General features: G+C 57.2%; 16 protein-coding genes. 6 read left to right on the top strand and 10 right to left on the bottom strand.

What is annotated here, in order from left to right; genetic code table 11:
- Positions 1-29 precede the first annotated feature (29 nt).
- The 3 genes from ACMGGQ_RS18005 to lsrR all read right to left on the bottom strand — a co-directional run bounded on the left by ACMGGQ_RS18005 (position 30) and on the right by lsrR (position 4,848).
- On the bottom strand, positions 30-2,051 hold the full coding sequence (locus ACMGGQ_RS18005) for an FAD-dependent oxidoreductase (RefSeq protein ID WP_196352786.1): 2,022 nt from the start codon (positions 2,049-2,051) through the stop codon (positions 30-32).
- A 175-nt stretch (positions 2,052-2,226) separates the two neighbouring features.
- Positions 2,227-3,843 (bottom strand): autoinducer-2 kinase, encoded by a 1,617-nt coding sequence (gene lsrK / locus ACMGGQ_RS18000; RefSeq protein WP_420290370.1) that lies wholly within the window; start codon positions 3,841-3,843, stop codon positions 2,227-2,229.
- A 33-nt stretch (positions 3,844-3,876) separates the two neighbouring features.
- The gene (gene lsrR, locus ACMGGQ_RS17995) at positions 3,877-4,848 is read right to left on the bottom strand and encodes a transcriptional regulator LsrR (protein WP_003862617.1); all 972 of its coding nucleotides are present in this window, start codon (positions 4,846-4,848) and stop codon (positions 3,877-3,879) included.
- A 215-nt stretch (positions 4,849-5,063) separates the two neighbouring features.
- On the opposite strand from lsrR, the gene lsrA reads away from it, so the two are divergent.
- Genes lsrA through lsrG form a run of 6 tightly spaced genes read left to right on the top strand, consistent with a single transcriptional unit; the run spans position 5,064 to position 10,749 of the window.
- On the top strand, positions 5,064-6,551 hold the full coding sequence (gene lsrA / locus ACMGGQ_RS17990; protein WP_262751694.1) for an autoinducer 2 ABC transporter ATP-binding protein LsrA: 1,488 nt from the start codon (positions 5,064-5,066) through the stop codon (positions 6,549-6,551).
- On the top strand, positions 6,548-7,579 hold the full coding sequence (gene lsrC, locus ACMGGQ_RS17985; protein ID WP_420290369.1) for an autoinducer 2 ABC transporter permease LsrC: 1,032 nt from the start codon (positions 6,548-6,550) through the stop codon (positions 7,577-7,579). The genes lsrA and lsrC overlap by 4 nt, the downstream gene beginning before the upstream one ends.
- Entirely contained in the window at positions 7,580-8,557 is a 978-nt protein-coding gene (lsrD, locus tag ACMGGQ_RS17980) for an autoinducer 2 ABC transporter permease LsrD (protein WP_334755453.1), read from the top strand.
- A 1-nt stretch (position 8,558) separates the two neighbouring features.
- Entirely contained in the window at positions 8,559-9,560 is a 1,002-nt protein-coding gene (gene lsrB / locus ACMGGQ_RS17975; RefSeq protein WP_420290368.1) for an autoinducer 2 ABC transporter substrate-binding protein LsrB, read from the top strand.
- A gap of 11 nt (positions 9,561-9,571) precedes the next feature.
- Positions 9,572-10,459 (top strand): 3-hydroxy-5-phosphonooxypentane-2,4-dione thiolase, encoded by an 888-nt coding sequence (gene lsrF / locus ACMGGQ_RS17970; RefSeq protein ID WP_420290367.1) that lies wholly within the window; start codon positions 9,572-9,574, stop codon positions 10,457-10,459.
- Positions 10,456-10,749 (top strand): (4S)-4-hydroxy-5-phosphonooxypentane-2,3-dione isomerase, encoded by a 294-nt coding sequence (gene lsrG, locus ACMGGQ_RS17965; protein ID WP_003862606.1) that lies wholly within the window; start codon positions 10,456-10,458, stop codon positions 10,747-10,749. The genes lsrF and lsrG overlap by 4 nt, the downstream gene beginning before the upstream one ends.
- A gap of 53 nt (positions 10,750-10,802) precedes the next feature.
- Here lsrG and ACMGGQ_RS17960 read toward each other — a convergent pair whose 3' ends face one another.
- The 7 genes from ACMGGQ_RS17960 to ACMGGQ_RS17930 are packed head-to-tail and all read right to left on the bottom strand — an operon-like array spanning position 10,803 to position 17,579.
- The gene (locus tag ACMGGQ_RS17960) at positions 10,803-11,429 is read right to left on the bottom strand and encodes a hypothetical protein (protein ID WP_420290366.1); all 627 of its coding nucleotides are present in this window, start codon (positions 11,427-11,429) and stop codon (positions 10,803-10,805) included.
- Between the two features lie 32 nt (positions 11,430-11,461).
- Positions 11,462-12,199 (bottom strand): molecular chaperone, encoded by a 738-nt coding sequence (locus ACMGGQ_RS17955; protein WP_235830453.1) that lies wholly within the window; start codon positions 12,197-12,199, stop codon positions 11,462-11,464.
- Positions 12,165-12,695, bottom strand: coding sequence for a fimbrial protein (locus tag ACMGGQ_RS17950; RefSeq protein ID WP_052714386.1), 531 nt, complete (start codon positions 12,693-12,695; stop codon positions 12,165-12,167). Before ACMGGQ_RS17950 ends, ACMGGQ_RS17955 begins: the two co-directional genes overlap by 35 nt.
- Before the next feature lie 9 nt (positions 12,696-12,704).
- Entirely contained in the window at positions 12,705-13,247 is a 543-nt protein-coding gene (locus ACMGGQ_RS17945; RefSeq protein ID WP_420290365.1) for a fimbrial protein, read from the bottom strand.
- Positions 13,248-13,257: 10 nt separating this feature from the next.
- A complete protein-coding gene (locus tag ACMGGQ_RS17940; RefSeq protein WP_045910051.1) occupies positions 13,258-14,274 on the bottom strand; it encodes a fimbrial protein in 1,017 nt (338 codons plus the stop codon).
- Positions 14,275-16,893, bottom strand: coding sequence for a fimbrial biogenesis usher protein (locus tag ACMGGQ_RS17935; RefSeq protein ID WP_420290364.1), 2,619 nt, complete (start codon positions 16,891-16,893; stop codon positions 14,275-14,277). It lies immediately after the preceding gene.
- Between the two features lie 47 nt (positions 16,894-16,940).
- Positions 16,941-17,579 carry a fimbria/pilus periplasmic chaperone gene (locus tag ACMGGQ_RS17930; RefSeq protein WP_223540593.1) on the bottom strand — a complete coding sequence of 213 codons (639 nt, stop codon included), beginning with the start codon at positions 17,577-17,579 and terminating at the stop codon, positions 16,941-16,943.
- Positions 17,580-17,658: the final 79 nt, after the last annotated feature.

Raw genomic sequence — 17,658 nt, 5'->3', positions numbered from 1 at the left:
GTGCAAGCGCAGCGCCGCCCGGCAATGTTCTAGATCATCAGAGCTAATTTCGTCCCCTGCGCAATCGCGCGCCGCGCATCCAGCTCCATCGCCACGTCACACCCGCCAATCAGATGCACCGTTTTACCGGCCTCGCGCAGCGGATCCGCCAGATCGCGCTTTGGCTCCTGCCCGGCACATAAAATCACATGATCCACGCGCAGCAGCTGCGGCTCGCCGCCGATCGTGACGTGCAGCCCCTCGTCGTCGATCTTCTGATAGCTGACCGCCGGGATCATCTTCACCCCGCGTGAGAGCAAGGTAGCGCGGTGGATCCAGCCGGTGGTTTTGCCCAGCCCTTCGCCCGGCTTGCTGGCTTTACGCTGCAGCATCACGATCTGGCGCGGGCTTTTCGGCAGCTGCGGCCCTTCGGGGCGCAGGCCGCCGGACTGGCTGAGGCTGGTATCAATGCCCCATTCGACGCAAAACTCAGCAATGTTCTGGCTGGTCGCCTCGCCCGGCTGGCTCAAATACATAGCGGTATCAAAGCCGATCCCGCCGCAGCCGATAATCGCCACCTTCTCGCCAACCGGTACTTTGTCACGCAGCACGTCGAGATAGCTCAGCACTTTTGGATGATCGATACCCTCGATCGCAGGCGTGCGCGGTACGATCCCGCTCGCCAGGATCACCTCATCGAAATCAGTCAGATCCGCCGCGTGGACAAACTGGTTAAGCCGCAGCTCGACGCCCGTCAGCTCGATCATCCGGCGGTAGTAGCGCAGCGTTTCGTAGAACTCCTCTTTGCCGGGGATCTGTTTGGCGATATTAAACTGCCCGCCAATCTCCCCCAGCGCATCAAACAGCGTCACGCTGTGGCCGCGCGAGGCGGCATTGACCGCAAACGCCAGGCCCGCAGGCCCTGCGCCGACAACCGCCAGGCGTTTTTTCGCTGTCGCCGGGATCACCGGCATTTTGGTTTCGTGGCAGGCGCGCGGGTTGACGAGGCAGGAGGTCACTTTCCCGACGAAGATCTGATCCAGGCATGCCTGATTACAGCCGATGCAGGTGTTTATCTCATCCGCACGGCCGCTTTGCGCTTTGGACAGCAGCTCGGCATCGGCCAGGAACGGGCGCGCCATCGAGACCATGTCAGCATCGCCGCGTGAAATCACATCGTCCGCCACCTGCGGATCGTTAATGCGGTTGGTGGTGACCAGCGGAACAGACACTTTCCCTTTCAGCCTGCGCGTCACCCAACTGAACGCCGCGCGCGGCACCGGCGTGGCGATGGTCGGAATGCGCGCCTCGTGCCAGCCGATGCCGGTGTTGATAATGGTGGCCCCCGCGGTTTCTATCGCCTGCGCCAGCTGCACGGTTTCGTCAAACGTGCCGCCGCCCTCCACCAGGTCGAGCATCGACAGGCGGAAGATGATAATAAAATCCGCGCCCGCGCGTTCGCGCACGGCGCGCACGACTTCTACAGCAAAGCGCATCCGGCGGGCATAGTCGCCGCCCCATTCGTCGTCGCGCTGGTTGGTGCGGGCGGCCAGAAACTCGTTAATCAGATAGCCTTCAGACCCCATCACCTCAACGCCGTCGTAGCCCGCTTCACGCGCCAGCGCCGCGCAGCGGGCGAAGTCGTCAATCAGCGCCAGGATCTCGTCGTGGCTCAGGGCATGCGGAGTGAAGCGGTTAATCGGCGCCTGAATGGCCGATGGCGCGACCAGATTCGGCTGATAGCTGTAGCGTCCGGTGTGCAGAATTTGCAGGGCGATTTTACCGCCCTCGTTGTGTACCGCGTCGGTCACAATGCGGTGGTGTGGCAGCTGTGACGCATCGTTCAGCACCGCGCCGCCCTCCATGCCGACGCCGGAAGGGGCAGGGGCCACGCCGCCGGTGACTATCAGCGCTACCCCATGGCGGGCGCGTTCGGCATAGAAGGCTGCCAGACGCTCGGCTCCGTCCGGATGCTCCTCAAGCCCGGTGTGCATCGAGCCCATCAACACGCGGTTTTTGAGTGTGGTGAACCCCAGATCGAGGGGGGCGAATAACGACGGGTAGCGGCTCATAGTCTCTTCCAGTGTAAAATTATTGTTATGTGGTCGGATGAGTTACTAATTTAGCCAGCGGCAGCGGAAAGGTAAAAGCGGGATCGAATGATTGTGATAGATCTCAAAGAACTTCCCCTCACCCTAACCCTCTCCCCGGAGGGGAGAGGGGACTGGCCGGTGCGGCCTTAAAGAATCAACTCGATCTGGTTTTTTCCCTCTCCCCTATGGGGAGAGGGGGATGGGTTTTTACTAACCCCGGCGCCTGCCACATCGACGTCGTCAACCCGCTGTCCACCAGCCCGAGCTGGTCTGCATATACCGCCTGCCATTTCTGCATCATGCCGTCGTAAAGCTCGCGGTGCTGCGGGTTCGGCGTGAACTCTCGGCTCCACTTCACCAGCCGCTCGCCCGTCGAGGCCATATCGGCAAACAGCCCCGCGCCAGCGCCTGCCGCAATCGCGCAGCCCAGCGCCGTGGCCTCTTTCACTTCCGGCACGCGCACCGGCAGCCCGGTAACGTCGCTTAAGATTTGACTCCACAGCGCACCTTTCGAGCCCCCGCCCGCAAAGACCAGGCTTTCAAACGTCACGCCGGAGAAGTGGGAAATCTGCGCCAGGTTACAGGCCGAGACGATCGCCGCGTTCTCCTCCAGGGCGCGGAACAGCGTCGCTTTATTGCATTTTTCCGGGTCGATGGAGAGATTAATAAACGACGGCGCGGCGTGGTACCACTGCTTAAAATGCATGGCGTCGGAGAAGATTGGCATCACCCCGTGGGAGCCCGCCGGCACCCGGCTGGCCATCTCTTCCAGCAGAGAATAGGTATCCATCCCCATCCGCTCGGCAATCAGCTTTTCCTCGGCGCAGAAGGCGTCGCGGAACCAGCGCATGGTCAGCCCGGTAAAGAAGCTGATCGACTCCGCCTGCGCCATGCCAGGAATCACGTGCGGGTTCACCCGAATGTTCATGCCAGGGTCGGTGCGCACCTGCGGCAGGTTCACCACCTGCTGCCAGAAGGTCCCGCCCAGCACCGCCGTTTGTCCGGCGCGGACTACCCCCAGACCCAGAGAGCCCAGCTGCACGTCGCCGCCGCCCATGACGACCGGCGTGCCTTCGCGCAGGCCGCTTTGCTGTGCGGCCTCTCGGGTGATAGCGCCCAGCACGGTGCCGGTCTCTTTTACCGGGGAGAGAATATCGGCGCGCAGCCCGGCCATGTCCAGCAGCGCCGGACGCCAGTCGCGGGAGAAGAGATCCAGCATGCCGGTGGTGCCCGCGTTAGACGGGTCGACCGCCAGCTCGCCGGAGAGCTTCGCTGCCAGCCAGTCGCTGATCATGGTGATGGTGGCGGCGCTGCGGTAAATATCCGGACGATGGTGTGCCAGCCACAGCAGGCGCGGCATCGCGCTCAGCGCCAGCGTCTGGCCGGAGACGTCATACACTTCGGATTCAAAATGGTTGTCGTGGATCTCTTTGAGTTCGGCCACCTCGCGGCTGGCGCGGGCGTCAACGTTGGCGCAGGCCCAGATGGCCTCGCCGTTGCGGTCGTAAAGCACTATCCCTTCGCGCATGGAGCAGCAGGCGACGGACTGAATATCCGCCGCGCCCAGATTCGCGCGCGTCAGCGCCTGATGAATGCACTGGCAGGCCAGCCGCCAGTTGGTCTCGAGGTCGAACTCCATCGAGCCCGGCACGTTTTCCACGCTCAGGTGCTTCCACTCGGCCTGGCCGACGGCAATCTGGTTGCCCTGCAAATCGAAAATCACGGCGCGAACGCTGCCGGTCCCTGCATCTAACGCTAAAAGGTAACTCATGAGCTTGCCTCGCTGTTAGCGCAGGGCGGGCTCTTACTTGGCCAGAGCCAGCACCGCGCGGGCTGTCGTCTCCTCCGTCACCAGGCCATTGATACGGCGACCCTTCAGTGCGGCATAAATCGCATCGGCTTTCTCTTCCCCTCCGGCCACGCCAACGATGGTGGGCAGCTGCGCCAGCTCATCAAGCGAGACGCCGAGTAATTCTTTATGGATCTCCAGCTCCTCGACGCACTCCCCTTCGGCATTGAGGAAATAACCGAGAATATCGCCGACCGCGCCTTTGCGGGCGTACATCAGTTGTTCACCTTCGCTGATGTAGCCGGAGCGCAGGATCGTGGCATCGCGGCGCTGGTTCACTGAACCAATACCCACCACCGCGACGTCGGCGGCGGTGGCTGCGAGGATCACGTCCCGCACGCTGGTTTCGCGTTTTAAGATCCCGGCCACCTCTGCGGATGACACGCGAAGCGGGGCAGGGATCATGCTGACGCTGCAGGCCGCATCCAGCTGGCCGATACCGGTCATGTACGGCCCGACGCCGCCGGACAGCGTCACGAGGCGGATCTGCTGTGAGCTGATAAAACCGCTCAGGTGCTGCAGGCTGCTCATGGTGGTTTCACCGAACCCCACCGCCAGCAGCTGGCCGGGTTCCAGCACGCCCATCAGCGACTGCGCTGCGCCAATGCCCAGCCGCACGTTCATCGGCGGCGTATTTAAGGCAGGCATCACGCGCACCAGCTTCAGGCCAAAGCGCTGCTGCAGCTCGGTTTCCAGCGCCAGACAGCCCTCGTAGCGGGAGTTGATCTGCACGCGGATCACCCCGGACTGACGGCCTTTCTCCAGCAGACGGGAGATTTTTAATCGCGGCAGCCCGAGGCGTTCGCCGATATCGTTCTGGGTCAGCCCGTCGTGGTAGTAACACCAGGCCACGCGCGCCACCAGCTCCTCTTCCGCCAGCGCCAGCCCGGCAAACCGTCCTTCTTCCGCAGTGCGTTTATCGCTCATAGTTGAACTCTTATAAAAATTTAGATCATATGTTCGTAATGGCGCGAAGGGAAAGTGTGAGCCACGCGACAAAACGGATCATTTCGATCGTTTCTGGTTTATCTGAATCTCAATCGATAAAACTGTGATCCCTGCACGGTTGTAAATATAGTTCACCGTCTACGCTTTTGAACATTATTAAATCTAAAAATCATTTGTTCAATAGCGGAGCGATGATGACCTCACTTCTCGACGCGCGGAATATCAGCAAGCAGTTCTCAGGCGTGCCGGTTCTAAAAGGCATTGATTTCACGCTGCTTGCGGGCCAGGTGCACGCGCTGATGGGCGGAAACGGCGCGGGAAAATCGACGCTGATGAAGATCATCGCCGGGGTCGAGACGCCGGACGGCGGTGAACTTTCTGTCGAGGGGCAGTCATATGCGCGGCTGACGCCCGTGCAGGCGCACAGGCTCGGCATTTACCTCGTGCCGCAGGAGCCGCTGCTGTTCCCTAACCTGACGGTGCGGGAAAATATCCTGTTCCGCCTGCCGCGCGAACGCGATCGGGAAAAGCGGCTGGCGGAAAAACTTGAGCAGCTGCAGTGCCAGCTCAACCTCGACGCCGCCGCCAGCACCCTGGAAGTGGCGGATCAGCAGATGGTGGAGATCCTGCGCGGATTAATGCGCAACGCCCGGATCCTGATCCTCGACGAACCTACGGCCTCCCTCACGCCGGGCGAAACCGAACGGCTGTTCCGCCAGATCCGCGCCCTGCAGGCACTCGGCGTCGGGATCGTGTTTATCTCGCATAAGCTGCCGGAAATTCGCGTGCTGTCGAGCCACGTCTCGGTGATGCGCGACGGCGCGGTGGTGCTGAGCGGTGAAACCGCGCAGTTCGACGATAACGCCCTGATTGCCGCCATGACGCCGGTGAGCCGGGAGAAATCCCTGAGCGATACGCAAAAGCTGTGGCTGGCGCTGCCAGGCAACCGTCGCACCCAGCCGCAGGATTTCCCGGTGCTGCGGGTGGAGGATCTCACCGGGGAAGGGTTTATCGATCTGAGCCTTGAGATCTACGCCGGTGAGATCGTCGGCCTGGCCGGGCTGGTGGGATCCGGGCGCACCGAGTTTGCGGAAACCCTCTACGGCCTGCGGCCGGTACGCGGGGGACGCATCTGGCTGGAGAACCAGGAGATCGCCAACGAGCCGGTGCGCTCGCGACTAAACAGAGGCCTGGTCTACCTGCCGGAAGACAGGCAGGTGTCCGGCCTGTTCCTCGACGCGCCGATCCGCTGGAACACCGTGGCGCTGAACGAGCCGTCGCTCTGGCAGCAGCGCAAGCGGGAGTCTGCGGTCGTGGAGCGCTATCACCGGGCGCTGGGGATCAAGCTCAACCATGCGGATCAAACCGTGCGCACGCTCTCCGGCGGCAACCAGCAGAAAGTGCTGCTGGCGCGCTGTCTGGAGGCCAATCCTTTACTGCTGATCGTCGATGAACCGACGCGCGGCGTGGACGTCTCGGCGCGCGCCGATATCTACCAGCTCATCAAAAGCGTGGCGGCGCAGAACGTGGCGGTACTGATGATCTCAAGCGATCTTGATGAGTTTCCGGGCCTCGCGGACCGCGTGTTGGTGATGCACCAGGGCGTGCTCAGCGGCGAGCTGCCGCGCCATGCCGTCAGCCTCGATCGCATGATGGCGCTGGCGTTTGGAGGGCAAGCATGAAGATCTTACTGAAAAACCGCGAGCTGAGCGCGTTTCTCGCCATTCTGGCGCTGTTCGCCGTGCTGGTGGCGCTTAATCCCTCTTACTTCAGCCTGCAAACGCTGGGGATGATTTTCGCCAGCTCGCAGATCCTGATCCTGCTGGCTATCGGCGCGTCGCTGGTAATGCTGACCCGCAATATCGACGTCTCCGTGGGTTCAACCGTCGGGCTGTCCGCCATTGCCGTCGGCGTGGCGCTCAACAGCGGCTACAGCCTGCCCGTTTCCATTCTCTTCGCGCTCATGGTTGGCGCGCTGGCCGGGGCGTTCAACGGGTTGCTGGTGGTGGGGCTGCGCATCCCGGCGATTGTCGCCACCCTCGGCACGCTGGGGCTGTACCGTGGAGCGATGCTGCTCTGGACCGGCGGGAAGTGGATTGAGGGGCTGCCGCCGGGGCTGAAATCGCTCTCTGAGCCTGCGGCCATCGGCGTGTCGCCCCTTGGCATGGTGGTGTTGATGATCGTGGTCACCGGCGCGTGGACGCTGTCGCGCACCGCGTTCGGGCGTGATTTCTACGCGGTGGGGGATAACCTCGCCGCCGCGCGGCAGCTGGGCGTAGCGGTGAACCGCACCCGCATGATCGCCTTTACCCTCAACGGCATGCTGGCGGCCTGCGCCGGGATTGTCTTTGCCGCACAGATTGGTTTTGTGCCCAACCAGACCGGCAGCGGGCTGGAGATGAAGGCCATCGCCGCCTGCGTCCTCGGCGGTATTTCGCTGCTGGGCGGCACGGGCACGCTGATTGGCGCGTTGCTCGGTGCGTTCTTCCTCACCCAAATCGACACCGTGCTGGTGCTGTTCAGGCTTCCGGCCTGGTGGAACGACTTTATCGCCGGGCTGGTGCTGCTGGGCGTGCTGGTGCTCGACGGGCGTCTGCGCCAGGCGCTGGCGCGGCATCAGCGGGCGCTGAAGTATGGTCGCTTCCAGCCGGGTAACAAAGGGGGAAAGCACGTCACCCCCTTTCCCAAACGCAAAAAAGAGGTGGCGTAAATGAGGCTTAACTGGGAAAGCGCGCTGCTCATTTTGCTGGTGCTGGAGATCCTGCTTTTCGGCGCCATCAACCCGCGCATGCTCGACATCAACATGCTGCTGTTCAGCACCAGCGATTTTATCTGCATTGGCATCGTGGCGCTGCCGCTGACGCTGGTGATTATCAGCGGCGGGATCGACATCTCCCTCGGCTCGACCATCGGCCTGTGCGCGATTGCGCTGGGGGTGATGATGCAGGCCGGGTGGCCGATGGCGGTCGCCGTTCCACTGACGCTGCTGCTGGGACTGCTGTGCGGGCTGGTAAACGCGGCACTGATCCACTACACCGGCATCAGCCCGCTGGTGATTACCCTCGGCACGCTCTACCTCTACGGCGGTGGGGCGCTGCTGCTCTCCGGCATGGCGGGGGCCACGGGCTACGAGGGCATCGGCGGCTTCCCGGACAGCTTTACCGCCTTCGCTAACCTCACGGTATTTGGCCTGCCGATCCCATTGGTCTTGTTCGCGGCTATCACCTTCTTCTTCTGGCTCATTACCCACCGCGGGCGCTTTGGGCGCCATCTGTTCCTGATTGGGCAGAACCCGCGCGCGGCGCGCTATGCGGCGCTGTCGGTGAACGGCATGCCCTACGTGCTGTACGGCCTGGTAGGCGTAGCCTCGGCGATTGCCGCGCTGGTAATGGTCTCCTATTTCGGCTCCGCGCGTTCGGATCTGGGGCGCGATTTACTGATGCCTGCGCTCACCGCCGCCGTGCTCGGCGGGGCCAATATCTACGGCGGGTCAGGTTCGGTTGTCGGTACGGCGCTGGCGGCGCTGCTGGTGGGGTATCTGCAGCAGGGTTTACAGATGGTCGGCATCCCCAACCAGGTGTCGAGCGCGCTGTCAGGGGCGCTGCTGGTTGTGGTGGTGATGGGACGTTCGCTGAGTCTGCACCGCGAATGGGTGCGATCTCTCTTTAGAAAACTATCCGGAGCGTAAGATGAAAACAAAACTGTTCGTCCTGGCAATGGCCCTCAGCTTCGCCTCGGCGCAGGCGGCGGACCGCATTGCCTTTATCCCGAAGCTGGTGGGCGTCGGCTTCTTCACCAGCGGCGGCAACGGCGCGAAAGAGGCGGGGAAAGATCTTGGCGTGGACGTCACCTATGACGGTCCGACCGAGCCGAGCGTCTCCGGCCAGGTGCAGCTCATCAATAACTTCGTCAACCAGGGCTATAACGCCATTATCGTCTCCGCCGTGTCGCCGGACGGGTTGTGTCCGGCGCTGAAGCGCGCGATGCAGCGCGGCGTTAAGGTTCTGACCTGGGACTCAGACACCAAACCGGAGTGCCGCAGCATCTACATCAACCAGGGGACGCCGGAACAGCTGGGCGGCCTGCTGGTGGACATGGCGGGCAAGCAGGTCACTAAACCGAATGCCAAAGTGGCGTTCTTCTACTCCAGCCCGACCGTCACCGACCAGAACCAGTGGGTGAAAGAGGCGAAGGCTAAAATCGAGAAAGATCATCCGCAGTGGCAGGTCGTCACCACCCAGTTTGGCTATAACGACGCCACCAAATCGTTGCAAACCGCCGAGGGGATCTTAAAAGCGTATCCGGATCTGGATGCGATCATCGCCCCGGACGCCAACGCCCTGCCGGCCGCGGCGCAGGCGGCGGAAAACCTGAAGCGGGAAGGGGTGGCGATTGTCGGCTTCAGCACGCCAAACGTGATGCGTCCGTACGTTGAGCGCGGCACGGTGAAGGCCTTTGGCCTGTGGGACGTGGTGCAACAGGGCAAAATTGCGGTCAATGTCGCCGATCGTTTGCTGAAAAAAGGCGATCTTAACGTCGGCGACAGCGTGGACGTAAAAAACATCGGGGCGCTGAAGGTCGAGCCGAACAGCGTGCAGGGCTACCAGTATGAGGCGAAGGGCAACGGCATCGTGCTGCTGCCGGAGCGGGTGGTGTTCACCAAAGAGAACATCAACAAATACGATTTCTGACGGGGGAGCAAATGGCTGATTTAGACGATATCAAAGACGGTAAGGATTTTGGCATCGGCACGCCGCAGCAGAATGTGCCGTTCACGCTGAAGGGCTGTGGCTCGCTGGACTGGGGCATGCAGTCCCGCCTGGCGCGCATCTTTAACCCGCAGAGTAACCGTACGGTGATGCTGGCCTTTGACCATGGCTACTTTCAGGGGCCGACCACCGGCCTTGAGCGTATCGATCTCTCCATTGCGCCGCTGTTTGGTGAAACCGACGTGCTGATGTGTACCCGCGGCATCCTCAGGAGCCAGGTGCCTGCTGCGACCAATAAACCGGTCGTGCTGCGCGCCTCCGGCGGTAACTCAATCCTGGGGGAACTGTCCAACGAGTGCGTGGCGGTGGCGATGGAAGATGCCCTGCGCCTGAACGTCTGCGCGGTGGCGGCGCAGGTCTATATCGGCAGCGAGTTTGAGCATCAGTCGATTAATAACATCATCAAGCTGGTGGACGCGGGGGCGCGCTACGGCATGCCGACGCTGGCGGTGACGGGCGTGGGGAAAGAGATGGCGCGGGACGCGCGCTATTTCTCGCTGGCCAGCCGCATCGCCGCCGAAATGGGGGCGCAGTTCGTCAAAACCTACTACGTGGATGAAGGCTTTGAAAAAGTGACCGCCAGCTGTCCGGTGCCGATTGTCATCGCCGGGGGCAAAAAGCTGCCGGAGCACGAGGTGCTGGAGATGTGCTGGCGGGCGATTGACCAGGGCGCGTCGGGCGTGGACATGGGGCGCAACATCTTCCAGTCCAGCGCGCCGCTCGCCATGCTGAAGGCGGTGAAAAAAGTGGTTCACGAGAACTGGAATGCCCGCGATGCGTTCCAGTTCTGGCAGGAAGAGAAACAGGGAGAAGCAAAATGAATGTGACGCTGGTGGAGATCAACATTAAGCCCGAGCGGGTAGACGAGTTTCTGGAGGTGTTTCGCGCCAACCACGAAGGCGCAATCAAGGAGCCGGGGAACCTGCGCTTTGACGTGCTGCAGGACCCACGCGTGAAAACCCGGTTCTTTATCTACGAGGCCTACAAAGACGAAGAGGCGGTGCTGGCGCATAAGCAAACCCCGCACTACCTGGCGTGCGTGGACAAGCTTGAGGAGCTGATGTCGGAGCCGCGCAAAAAACGCAGCTTCGTCGGGCTGTTGCCGGAGTAACCTCGTGTCCGATGACGTGCTTTTGCGCGTCATCGGAAAGAAAAGCGTTCGGGCTATCCTTTGGCTTTCTGAATCGCCATGATTAATGCATCAGCAGAAACATTGCCGGACATAACGCTAATGCGCTGAATGACGGGATCTTTTTCCTGAGGCAAAACGACAAACGCTGGCATGTTGGTAAAACCGATCTGCTTCACTAGCGTCACGTTTTCCTGTAATGCTTTGTTTGCCGACCCGGCTGAAGGCAATTTTTTAAAGATAAAACGCACATCCGGATTGGCATGGATAAGCTCTTGTGTGATGTTGCAGTTCACACAGTTTTCCTCCACAAAAGCCACCACGGCGGCTTTTGCGTCAACGGGGCCGACGACGGGATCGCCGGCGGCAAGTAACCGATCGCGATGGATCACGGCATTTTGTACCATGGCTTGCTGCTGGGCTATCTGTTGACGTTGGCGAAGGCTTTCGCCCGCCGCAACCAAAAACTCAGGATGCTCGGCAAGATAGGTCGAGACAATTTCCCCTATTTTTTCAGGGTGTGCAGCGAAATAGGCTTCTGCCGCTTTTCCTGTTTGCTCGATCTGCTGGGGCGTGGCGGGCTCTGCCTGCGTTGCGGTGGAGAAAACAAGTGCCGCAGCAAGGGGGACTGAAAGGCGACAAAGGATGGTAGGGACTTTCATACTATTATTCCGTAAAAAGAGTAAGAACTGGACTACGGCAAAAGTGTTTGCATTCGAACAGGCATAATGCGGCCATAGTCATTAATCGTTTGCCAGCGTACCTGGCACAGCGCGGCGTCTTTACAGCCTTCGAGCTCGCGCTTGCTAAAAGGGGCGACAACGCCGCCGTCGGGTATGTTCTTCCCCCCGAGGCTGAGCTGATAAAGCGTGATGTAATAAGGCGTCGGGTTATACACGACGACCTTACTTTTGCTTCGCGACCAGCGTAGAGCCTGATAAGCATCATCAGGATTACCGGTGAGCCCGGCGGGGCGATAAAAAAGTTTAAAGCGTGAACGCACTGCAGTCTGAACGCCTGCGGAGTGCTTGTTCGCAGAAGGAATGGCCGAAACGCTTAACGTGAACAGCGTTTCGCGATCTTCAGGTATGACGCCTCCCGTAAATATCAGGCGAACCGTGTTTTCACGTTCAGGATGCAATGAAAACAGCTGTGGCGTGGCGACAAATGCCGATTGCAACCCGGGCGGGGTTTCAGAGCCTGCCCAGAGGCCGCCTGGCTCGACTTTGGTGTAGATCAGGTAAGAAGCGTCAGAAGGGTTACGGACAGAAAAACTGATTGATTTCTCTCGTTCCGGATAGACAAAACGTGTTCCACCGATCGTGACCCCAGCCCTTGCCTGGGGCACGGTCATCGAGAATAAAAAGAGAAGCAGCATCGTCGCCGGGAATAAACGTTCACGCATAATTAAGAATAAATGTCGTCGTCGCATTTGCCGTCCCCGTGGTGACGGTACTGGCAGTGGCAATGTAGCGGGCGTAAAAATGCAGAATGGCGTCGCTTTGATGAGGGATAATCAAGACGTCCTGGCTTTTACTTCCGATGGAAATCAGCGATTTGTCCTGATTGTAAATACCTACACCGATGCCCGTCGCATAGCCTTCACCGCCGATGAGCGTGAGCAAATCGGGGTTTACCGTGTCGGGTGTGCCATCAAAGGTAATACTGACGGAGCCTTCTGTTCCGGCACAGTTTTCCACATTAATGGCAAACGGGTGATAATCGGCCCCCATACCCGGTTGGGTGAAGTAGAGGCTTTGAACGCTGTCCATTGGGACCGTCAGCGTCTGTGAGTCAGGCGCGATAGTGCACGTCTTTTTATGGATAACGCCAGTGATATAAATTGTACCGTCGTGCGCCAGTGTACATTCAGAAAACAATGCCACCAGAAAAAGCGCGGTGAATATCATTGTTAATTTTTTTTTCATTTCCGCATCCTACTGATAGAGCAAATCAAAATACATAATGGCCGTTGCATTCCCAGGCGTAACCGCTGGCAGAGTGGATTTATACCGTAAATTAAACGTCAGGCTATTATCGCCTTGCTTTAACGGATAGATTGCTGATTCCACATTATTTATCTTGATTGGATTCAGTTCGGCATTGAGAAGCTCTACGCCAACGCCGGTCGCCATTTCGGTGGCCGTGCCTTTACCCGTGTCGCTCAGGGCTAACAGATCGGGATTATTACTATCGGGCGTACCGCTGAACCAGACTTTTGTTCCCTGGATGGCACGTGAACAATTATTCAGGTCGATGGTAAACGCTTTTTCTGGCGACGTTGTTCCCAGTACTGGAAATTCCGATGCGTCAAAGTCGCCCAGATCAACCGTTTGTTCTTTACTGTTCACATCAACATCACAAGACTCACCAATAATGGTGCCGAATATCTGGAGGTTAATTGACGCGCCATCATCCGCATAGGTGACCGGCATTCCGGAAAACAGCATCGCCAGCGGGAAAAAATAAACGATTTTCATTATTCACCCCTTACGCAAAATCGATACGTAAACATGCCAGAGCTGTGAAAACACCTTCTGCTGGAGCATTGCCTGTGGTGCTGATAGGGTAGGTTTTTAACGTTACATCGGCATGGCCCGTATCATCAGTAATAAAATCAGCGACACTGGACGTGTCGTTAGGGATCATGACGGTGCCATTTTCGTTGGTTACCACGACGCCAACATCTTTATTATCGGTTGCAAGCGCCTGGCTAACGTGCGTGTCTGCTGTTGCCACCAGTCGAAGCGTGAGATGCGCGGGTGATATCACGTCCGCATTACATTCGACAGGAACGTTAAAGGTTTTTACCGGCGCGTTATACGGCTTCTCACCGACGGTCGTGAAGGAAGAACTGTTTAGTTTTCCCAGGTCAACAGTGATCACCTGTCCCGCATTAATGACGCAGTTTTGCGGCACGGTTACGGCGCCGTTGTACGTAATTTGATAAACAATAGTATTCAGCGGGTCAGTGTTCGTTGTTGTAACATAAACATTGAACATCACTTTATTGGGGATAATCACCGTGCCAATAAACGGTTTGACAATTTTTATTCTGAACACCAGATTGGAATCATATACTGAAAAGGGTTCGTTAAGATCTTCTTTATCGACCCTCCAGTCTTTCCCCATATGGATGTAATCCGCAGGGGGATAATAATCACCAATATCAGAGTCGGTAATGCGCATCGCCCCCGCGATATAGGTTGGGTCGAGGCTCATATATTTCCACTGATCTTCTGTAAAGATAACCGGAAAGGGGCTTCGGTATGAACGATAGGTTCGAGAATCCCCGTCAGGGTGTTGCGCGCAAATGGCTTCGACGCCCACATCCTGTGACTTAATCAGTTCAACAGCCTTTCCCAGCTGGTTTTCTTCTTTGGTCAACGTCGTTGACAGATCGTAATTTACAATCGTAATGCTATTTGAAAAATTATGGCAGATCACCGCCAGGCTTTTCGCTGACGTGACAAGACTCAGTAATAAAATAAAAATACGTAATTTCACCTATCGGCACTCCGCTTTTAAACGCACGAGGGACTGCTTTGTTTCAGTTAGCTTATAGATCGCAATACACTTTTTATCGCGGGTGTCGCCCCATTGCGCCGTCAGGGTGCCTGTTGAGCCCAGCCCTGACAGATAAGCTTCGCCGTTCTCGCCTACAATCGTGTCTCCCCCTTCATCACCGCGCGTGACAATGGCACCAAAGGGCACCGGTTGACCGTTATGAATTAATGAGATCATGGCACGATTGCCGGATCGGGCTTTGAAGGTCGCGCGTACAAGGGCACCCTGGGTGGGAACAACCTGGGTAACGGCCTCGTCAATGTCCAGGTCGTCGCTCAGGGAGTTGGTATTCAGCGCCATACGGTTACGGTGGTATGCGCTGGCGTACGGCACAACGGCATAGCCTCGCCAGTCAGTGTGGATCCCGGGTCCGTCTTCAACCTTAACGTTGCTTGCGCCTGGCGCTGCGATCAGGACATTGGTATCGCCTAACGGCTGGCTCAAGGTAATGCCATTGCGGTGGGCGACAATACCGCCGCTGAGGCCATAGTTTATCTGTTGGTAGTCGCCGTTATTACTGTAGTTGTACCCCAGGTTTGCATTACCGTAGGCGCTATCATATTCCGTACTGACGCTACCGCTGGCACCGGCATGCTGATTTTGATAACCCTGCTGAACGCTGTAGCTCAGGTTATTATCCTCAAGCAGCGTTCCGTTAATGCCCGCTGTGTTGGTAACCCTACCATTATCATCGGCGCTCATGCCGTAAGTGGTATAAATGCTGTTTAAACGTTTGGTCACGTCTCCACCCGGGTGGAGCCAGAGATTAAGCGGGAATGAGAGCGTTAACGAATAAATGCGATCGCTGTTGCTCATGCCTGGCGCTTTATTGTAGTTATACGTCAGGTTATAGCTCACGCCTGCTGCCGTTCCGCTATAGCCTAGCTGCAGAAGCGTGTTTTTTTCATCGGTATGCCAGTATGTTTGCTGACTGCCGTTGAGGAAAATCGACCCGGCCTGACCCAATTGCTGGGAAATATTGGCCTGTAACTTACCGCGTTTGGTGTAGTAGAGATTGTAATAATCATTCCACACGGGCTCATGGTCTTCGGTGCCGTTATTCGGATCGTCCTGGCCGATATACCCTTTCATCTGCTTATAGGTGGTTTCATCCAGCGTATAAAAACCGGATGTTGAGTAGCGATAACCTAACAGCTGAAAGTTGGTTCCAACGTTGTTCAGCGATTTTGCATATAAAAAACGTATTGATTGCCCGCTGTGTGAGCTACCGTCGCTCAGTTCGCTTTGGGCATGGGTGAAATCGGCCGAGACAGCACCAAAGTTACCCAGGTTTACGCCGGAACCGGCGGCAAAGGCGGCGTATTTTTCCGTCAGCTGAGAACCGCCATAAACCGTAAACCCTTTGGGTAAACCCCAGATGAGCGTTCCCTGGACAAAGTTCACGTCCTCTTGCTGATCGCTGCTACTGCGATAACGGGCAGCGGTAGCGGAATATTTTACGCTACCTTCACGCTGTAAAACCGGAACCGCAGAATAGGGTACGGAGTAACTGTTGATCGTTCCGTCAGATTCTTTTACCTCGACATTCAAATCGCCGCTGGATGAGGTGGGGTAAAGATCGGTAATCGCAAATGCGCCTGGCGGGACATAGCTTTGATAGATGGTGTAACCGTTTTGTTTAACCGTCACCTGCGCATTGGATTTCGCGATCCCGCGAATGGTGGGGGCAAAACCCTTCATGCTATCCGGCAGCATGTTTTCATCCGAATTGATCTGCACTCCCCGAAACGGCAGGCTATCGAAAATATCCGACGTTGTGTAATTTTCACCTATTGTGAGCTTGCTCTTCAGTGGGATAACGGCACGTTCGACGTAGGTTTTAATGTGCTGCCAGTCTGTGTAAGTCTCTGAACCGCTGCTGCTGTAGTTCCATGTGGAAAAATCCCGCAGTCGCCAGGGACCCAGGTTAAACCCGCTGTTCATTCCTAAAAAGTAGTTGTCGGTTGTCGAACCATGATCGCCGCTATTACGGCTGTGTGAACCCGTAAAGTCGTAATTCAGCAACAGGGCATTGATCCCTTCATCCCATTGTTCTGGAGGAATATAACCACGTGCGTTATTACGCAGCGCAGCTTGCGGGATGCTGATATCCAGGCGTTGCCGTTCAAAATCAAAAAGGGTGCTGGCCGCAGGGATGGCAGAAGGTAAGTCCGCACACTGGCTCTCTTTTTCGTCTTTCAAGCCTGGAAATGCATCGACATTAACGCCCATTGCATCCAGTGATTTGAGCGATAAACAGGGCGCGAGCCCCGTATCATCATCTGTGGGTTTTGACACCTTACGAATATTAAAGGTGATGTCGCGCGTGGCGATAAAATTGTCATTCAGCCAGACGTCTACGCGGTAAACCCCGGGCGCCTGACCTGAAGTACTAAAACGGGATAAATCCGCAACCGCAGCAGGATCGCTTGAGAGGAAGGCAGGGTTGAAATAATAGTTTGCATCCGCGCTAACGGATGATAAGGCACCGAGCATGGCCAGTGTGAGAGGGGCCAAACGATGAATGACAATCCTTGTCTGATACTTACGACACTTCATTTTTCCTGCCTGCTTCAACGCGCTATGTTCGTGTTTTTTCGGGAACGTTATGCTCCAGGGCATGACTGAACAGGTGTGGTAGCACCAAAATCATTAACCGTCTGGAAACTCACCTGGCTCCCGCTTCCTGCCGGGAGATCAATGACCAGACTGTTCATGGGCGAAACCATTGTGTTTGTTAATTTCGCGCTTCCGACTTTGAGTTGAACCAGAGAAACGTAATAAGGCGATGGGTTTTTGATGGTCAGTTTGCCGTTAGCCAGCGCGCAACGCAGCGTCTTTGGCGCATCAATGGACGGCGTCGGTAACTTTTTAGGACGAATAAAAAGCTTAATAACGCTTTGGGTCGCAATCTGCAGCGTATTTCCCTGCAACTTGCTTTTATCGACCGCCGGGATGGCTTTACTGTTGAAAAAAAAGACGCTTTCTCTGTCCGTAGGCAGATCCGGTCCAGCGTACATTATTCGCACAGTGTTTTCTTTTTTTGGATGCATCACAAAAAGTGGGGGAGTAACAATAAAATCCTGAGATTTAGACTGGTCAGCATTTGCTACCCAGGATTGCACTAAAAAGGCATTGTTCTCGGAAGTATTCGTAACAGGCAACGAAATCTGCTTATCACCCTGCGGATAAATGATTCGCGTTGCGCCAAGGCCGATACCACCAGCGTGAGCCATAGTCAGCATTGAAGCGGCTAATAAGAAACAATGAGTAATCAGCTGGCTGATAAAAGTTGCTGGAGTAATTCGTGTCATTTATATTTCA

Source organism: Enterobacter sp. BNK-13, from assembly GCF_048685015.1.
Lineage (GTDB): Bacteria > Pseudomonadota > Gammaproteobacteria > Enterobacterales > Enterobacteriaceae > Enterobacter > Enterobacter quasiroggenkampii.
This window is presented reverse-complemented; position numbering and strand designations above follow the sequence as displayed.

What these genes read in the sequence shown, in the direction of transcription:
- ACMGGQ_RS17935 (WP_420290364.1), bottom strand. Translation starts at nt 16,893, where the DNA reads ATGAAGTGTCGTAAGTATCAGACAAGGATTGTCATTCATCGTTTGGCC.
- ACMGGQ_RS17945 (WP_420290365.1), bottom strand. Translation starts at nt 13,247, where the DNA reads ATGAAAATCGTTTATTTTTTCCCGCTGGCGATGCTGTTTTCCGGAATG.
- lsrB (WP_420290368.1), top strand. Translation starts at nt 8,559, where the DNA reads ATGAAAACAAAACTGTTCGTCCTGGCAATGGCCCTCAGCTTCGCCTCG.
- lsrG (WP_003862606.1), top strand. Translation starts at nt 10,456, where the DNA reads ATGAATGTGACGCTGGTGGAGATCAACATTAAGCCCGAGCGGGTAGAC.
- lsrK (WP_420290370.1), bottom strand. Translation starts at nt 3,843, where the DNA reads ATGAGTTACCTTTTAGCGTTAGATGCAGGGACCGGCAGCGTTCGCGCC.
- ACMGGQ_RS17930 (WP_223540593.1), bottom strand. Translation starts at nt 17,579, where the DNA reads ATGCTGACTATGGCTCACGCTGGTGGTATCGGCCTTGGCGCAACGCGA.
- ACMGGQ_RS18005 (WP_196352786.1), bottom strand. Translation starts at nt 2,051, where the DNA reads ATGAGCCGCTACCCGTCGTTATTCGCCCCCCTCGATCTGGGGTTCACC.
- lsrD (WP_334755453.1), top strand. Translation starts at nt 7,580, where the DNA reads ATGAGGCTTAACTGGGAAAGCGCGCTGCTCATTTTGCTGGTGCTGGAG.
- lsrR (WP_003862617.1), bottom strand. Translation starts at nt 4,848, where the DNA reads ATGAGCGATAAACGCACTGCGGAAGAAGGACGGTTTGCCGGGCTGGCG.
- ACMGGQ_RS17960 (WP_420290366.1), bottom strand. Translation starts at nt 11,429, where the DNA reads ATGAAAGTCCCTACCATCCTTTGTCGCCTTTCAGTCCCCCTTGCTGCG.
- lsrC (WP_420290369.1), top strand. Translation starts at nt 6,548, where the DNA reads ATGAAGATCTTACTGAAAAACCGCGAGCTGAGCGCGTTTCTCGCCATT.
- ACMGGQ_RS17955 (WP_235830453.1), bottom strand. Translation starts at nt 12,199, where the DNA reads ATGCGACGACGACATTTATTCTTAATTATGCGTGAACGTTTATTCCCG.
- lsrA (WP_262751694.1), top strand. Translation starts at nt 5,064, where the DNA reads ATGACCTCACTTCTCGACGCGCGGAATATCAGCAAGCAGTTCTCAGGC.
- lsrF (WP_420290367.1), top strand. Translation starts at nt 9,572, where the DNA reads ATGGCTGATTTAGACGATATCAAAGACGGTAAGGATTTTGGCATCGGC.
- ACMGGQ_RS17950 (WP_052714386.1), bottom strand. Translation starts at nt 12,695, where the DNA reads ATGAAAAAAAAATTAACAATGATATTCACCGCGCTTTTTCTGGTGGCA.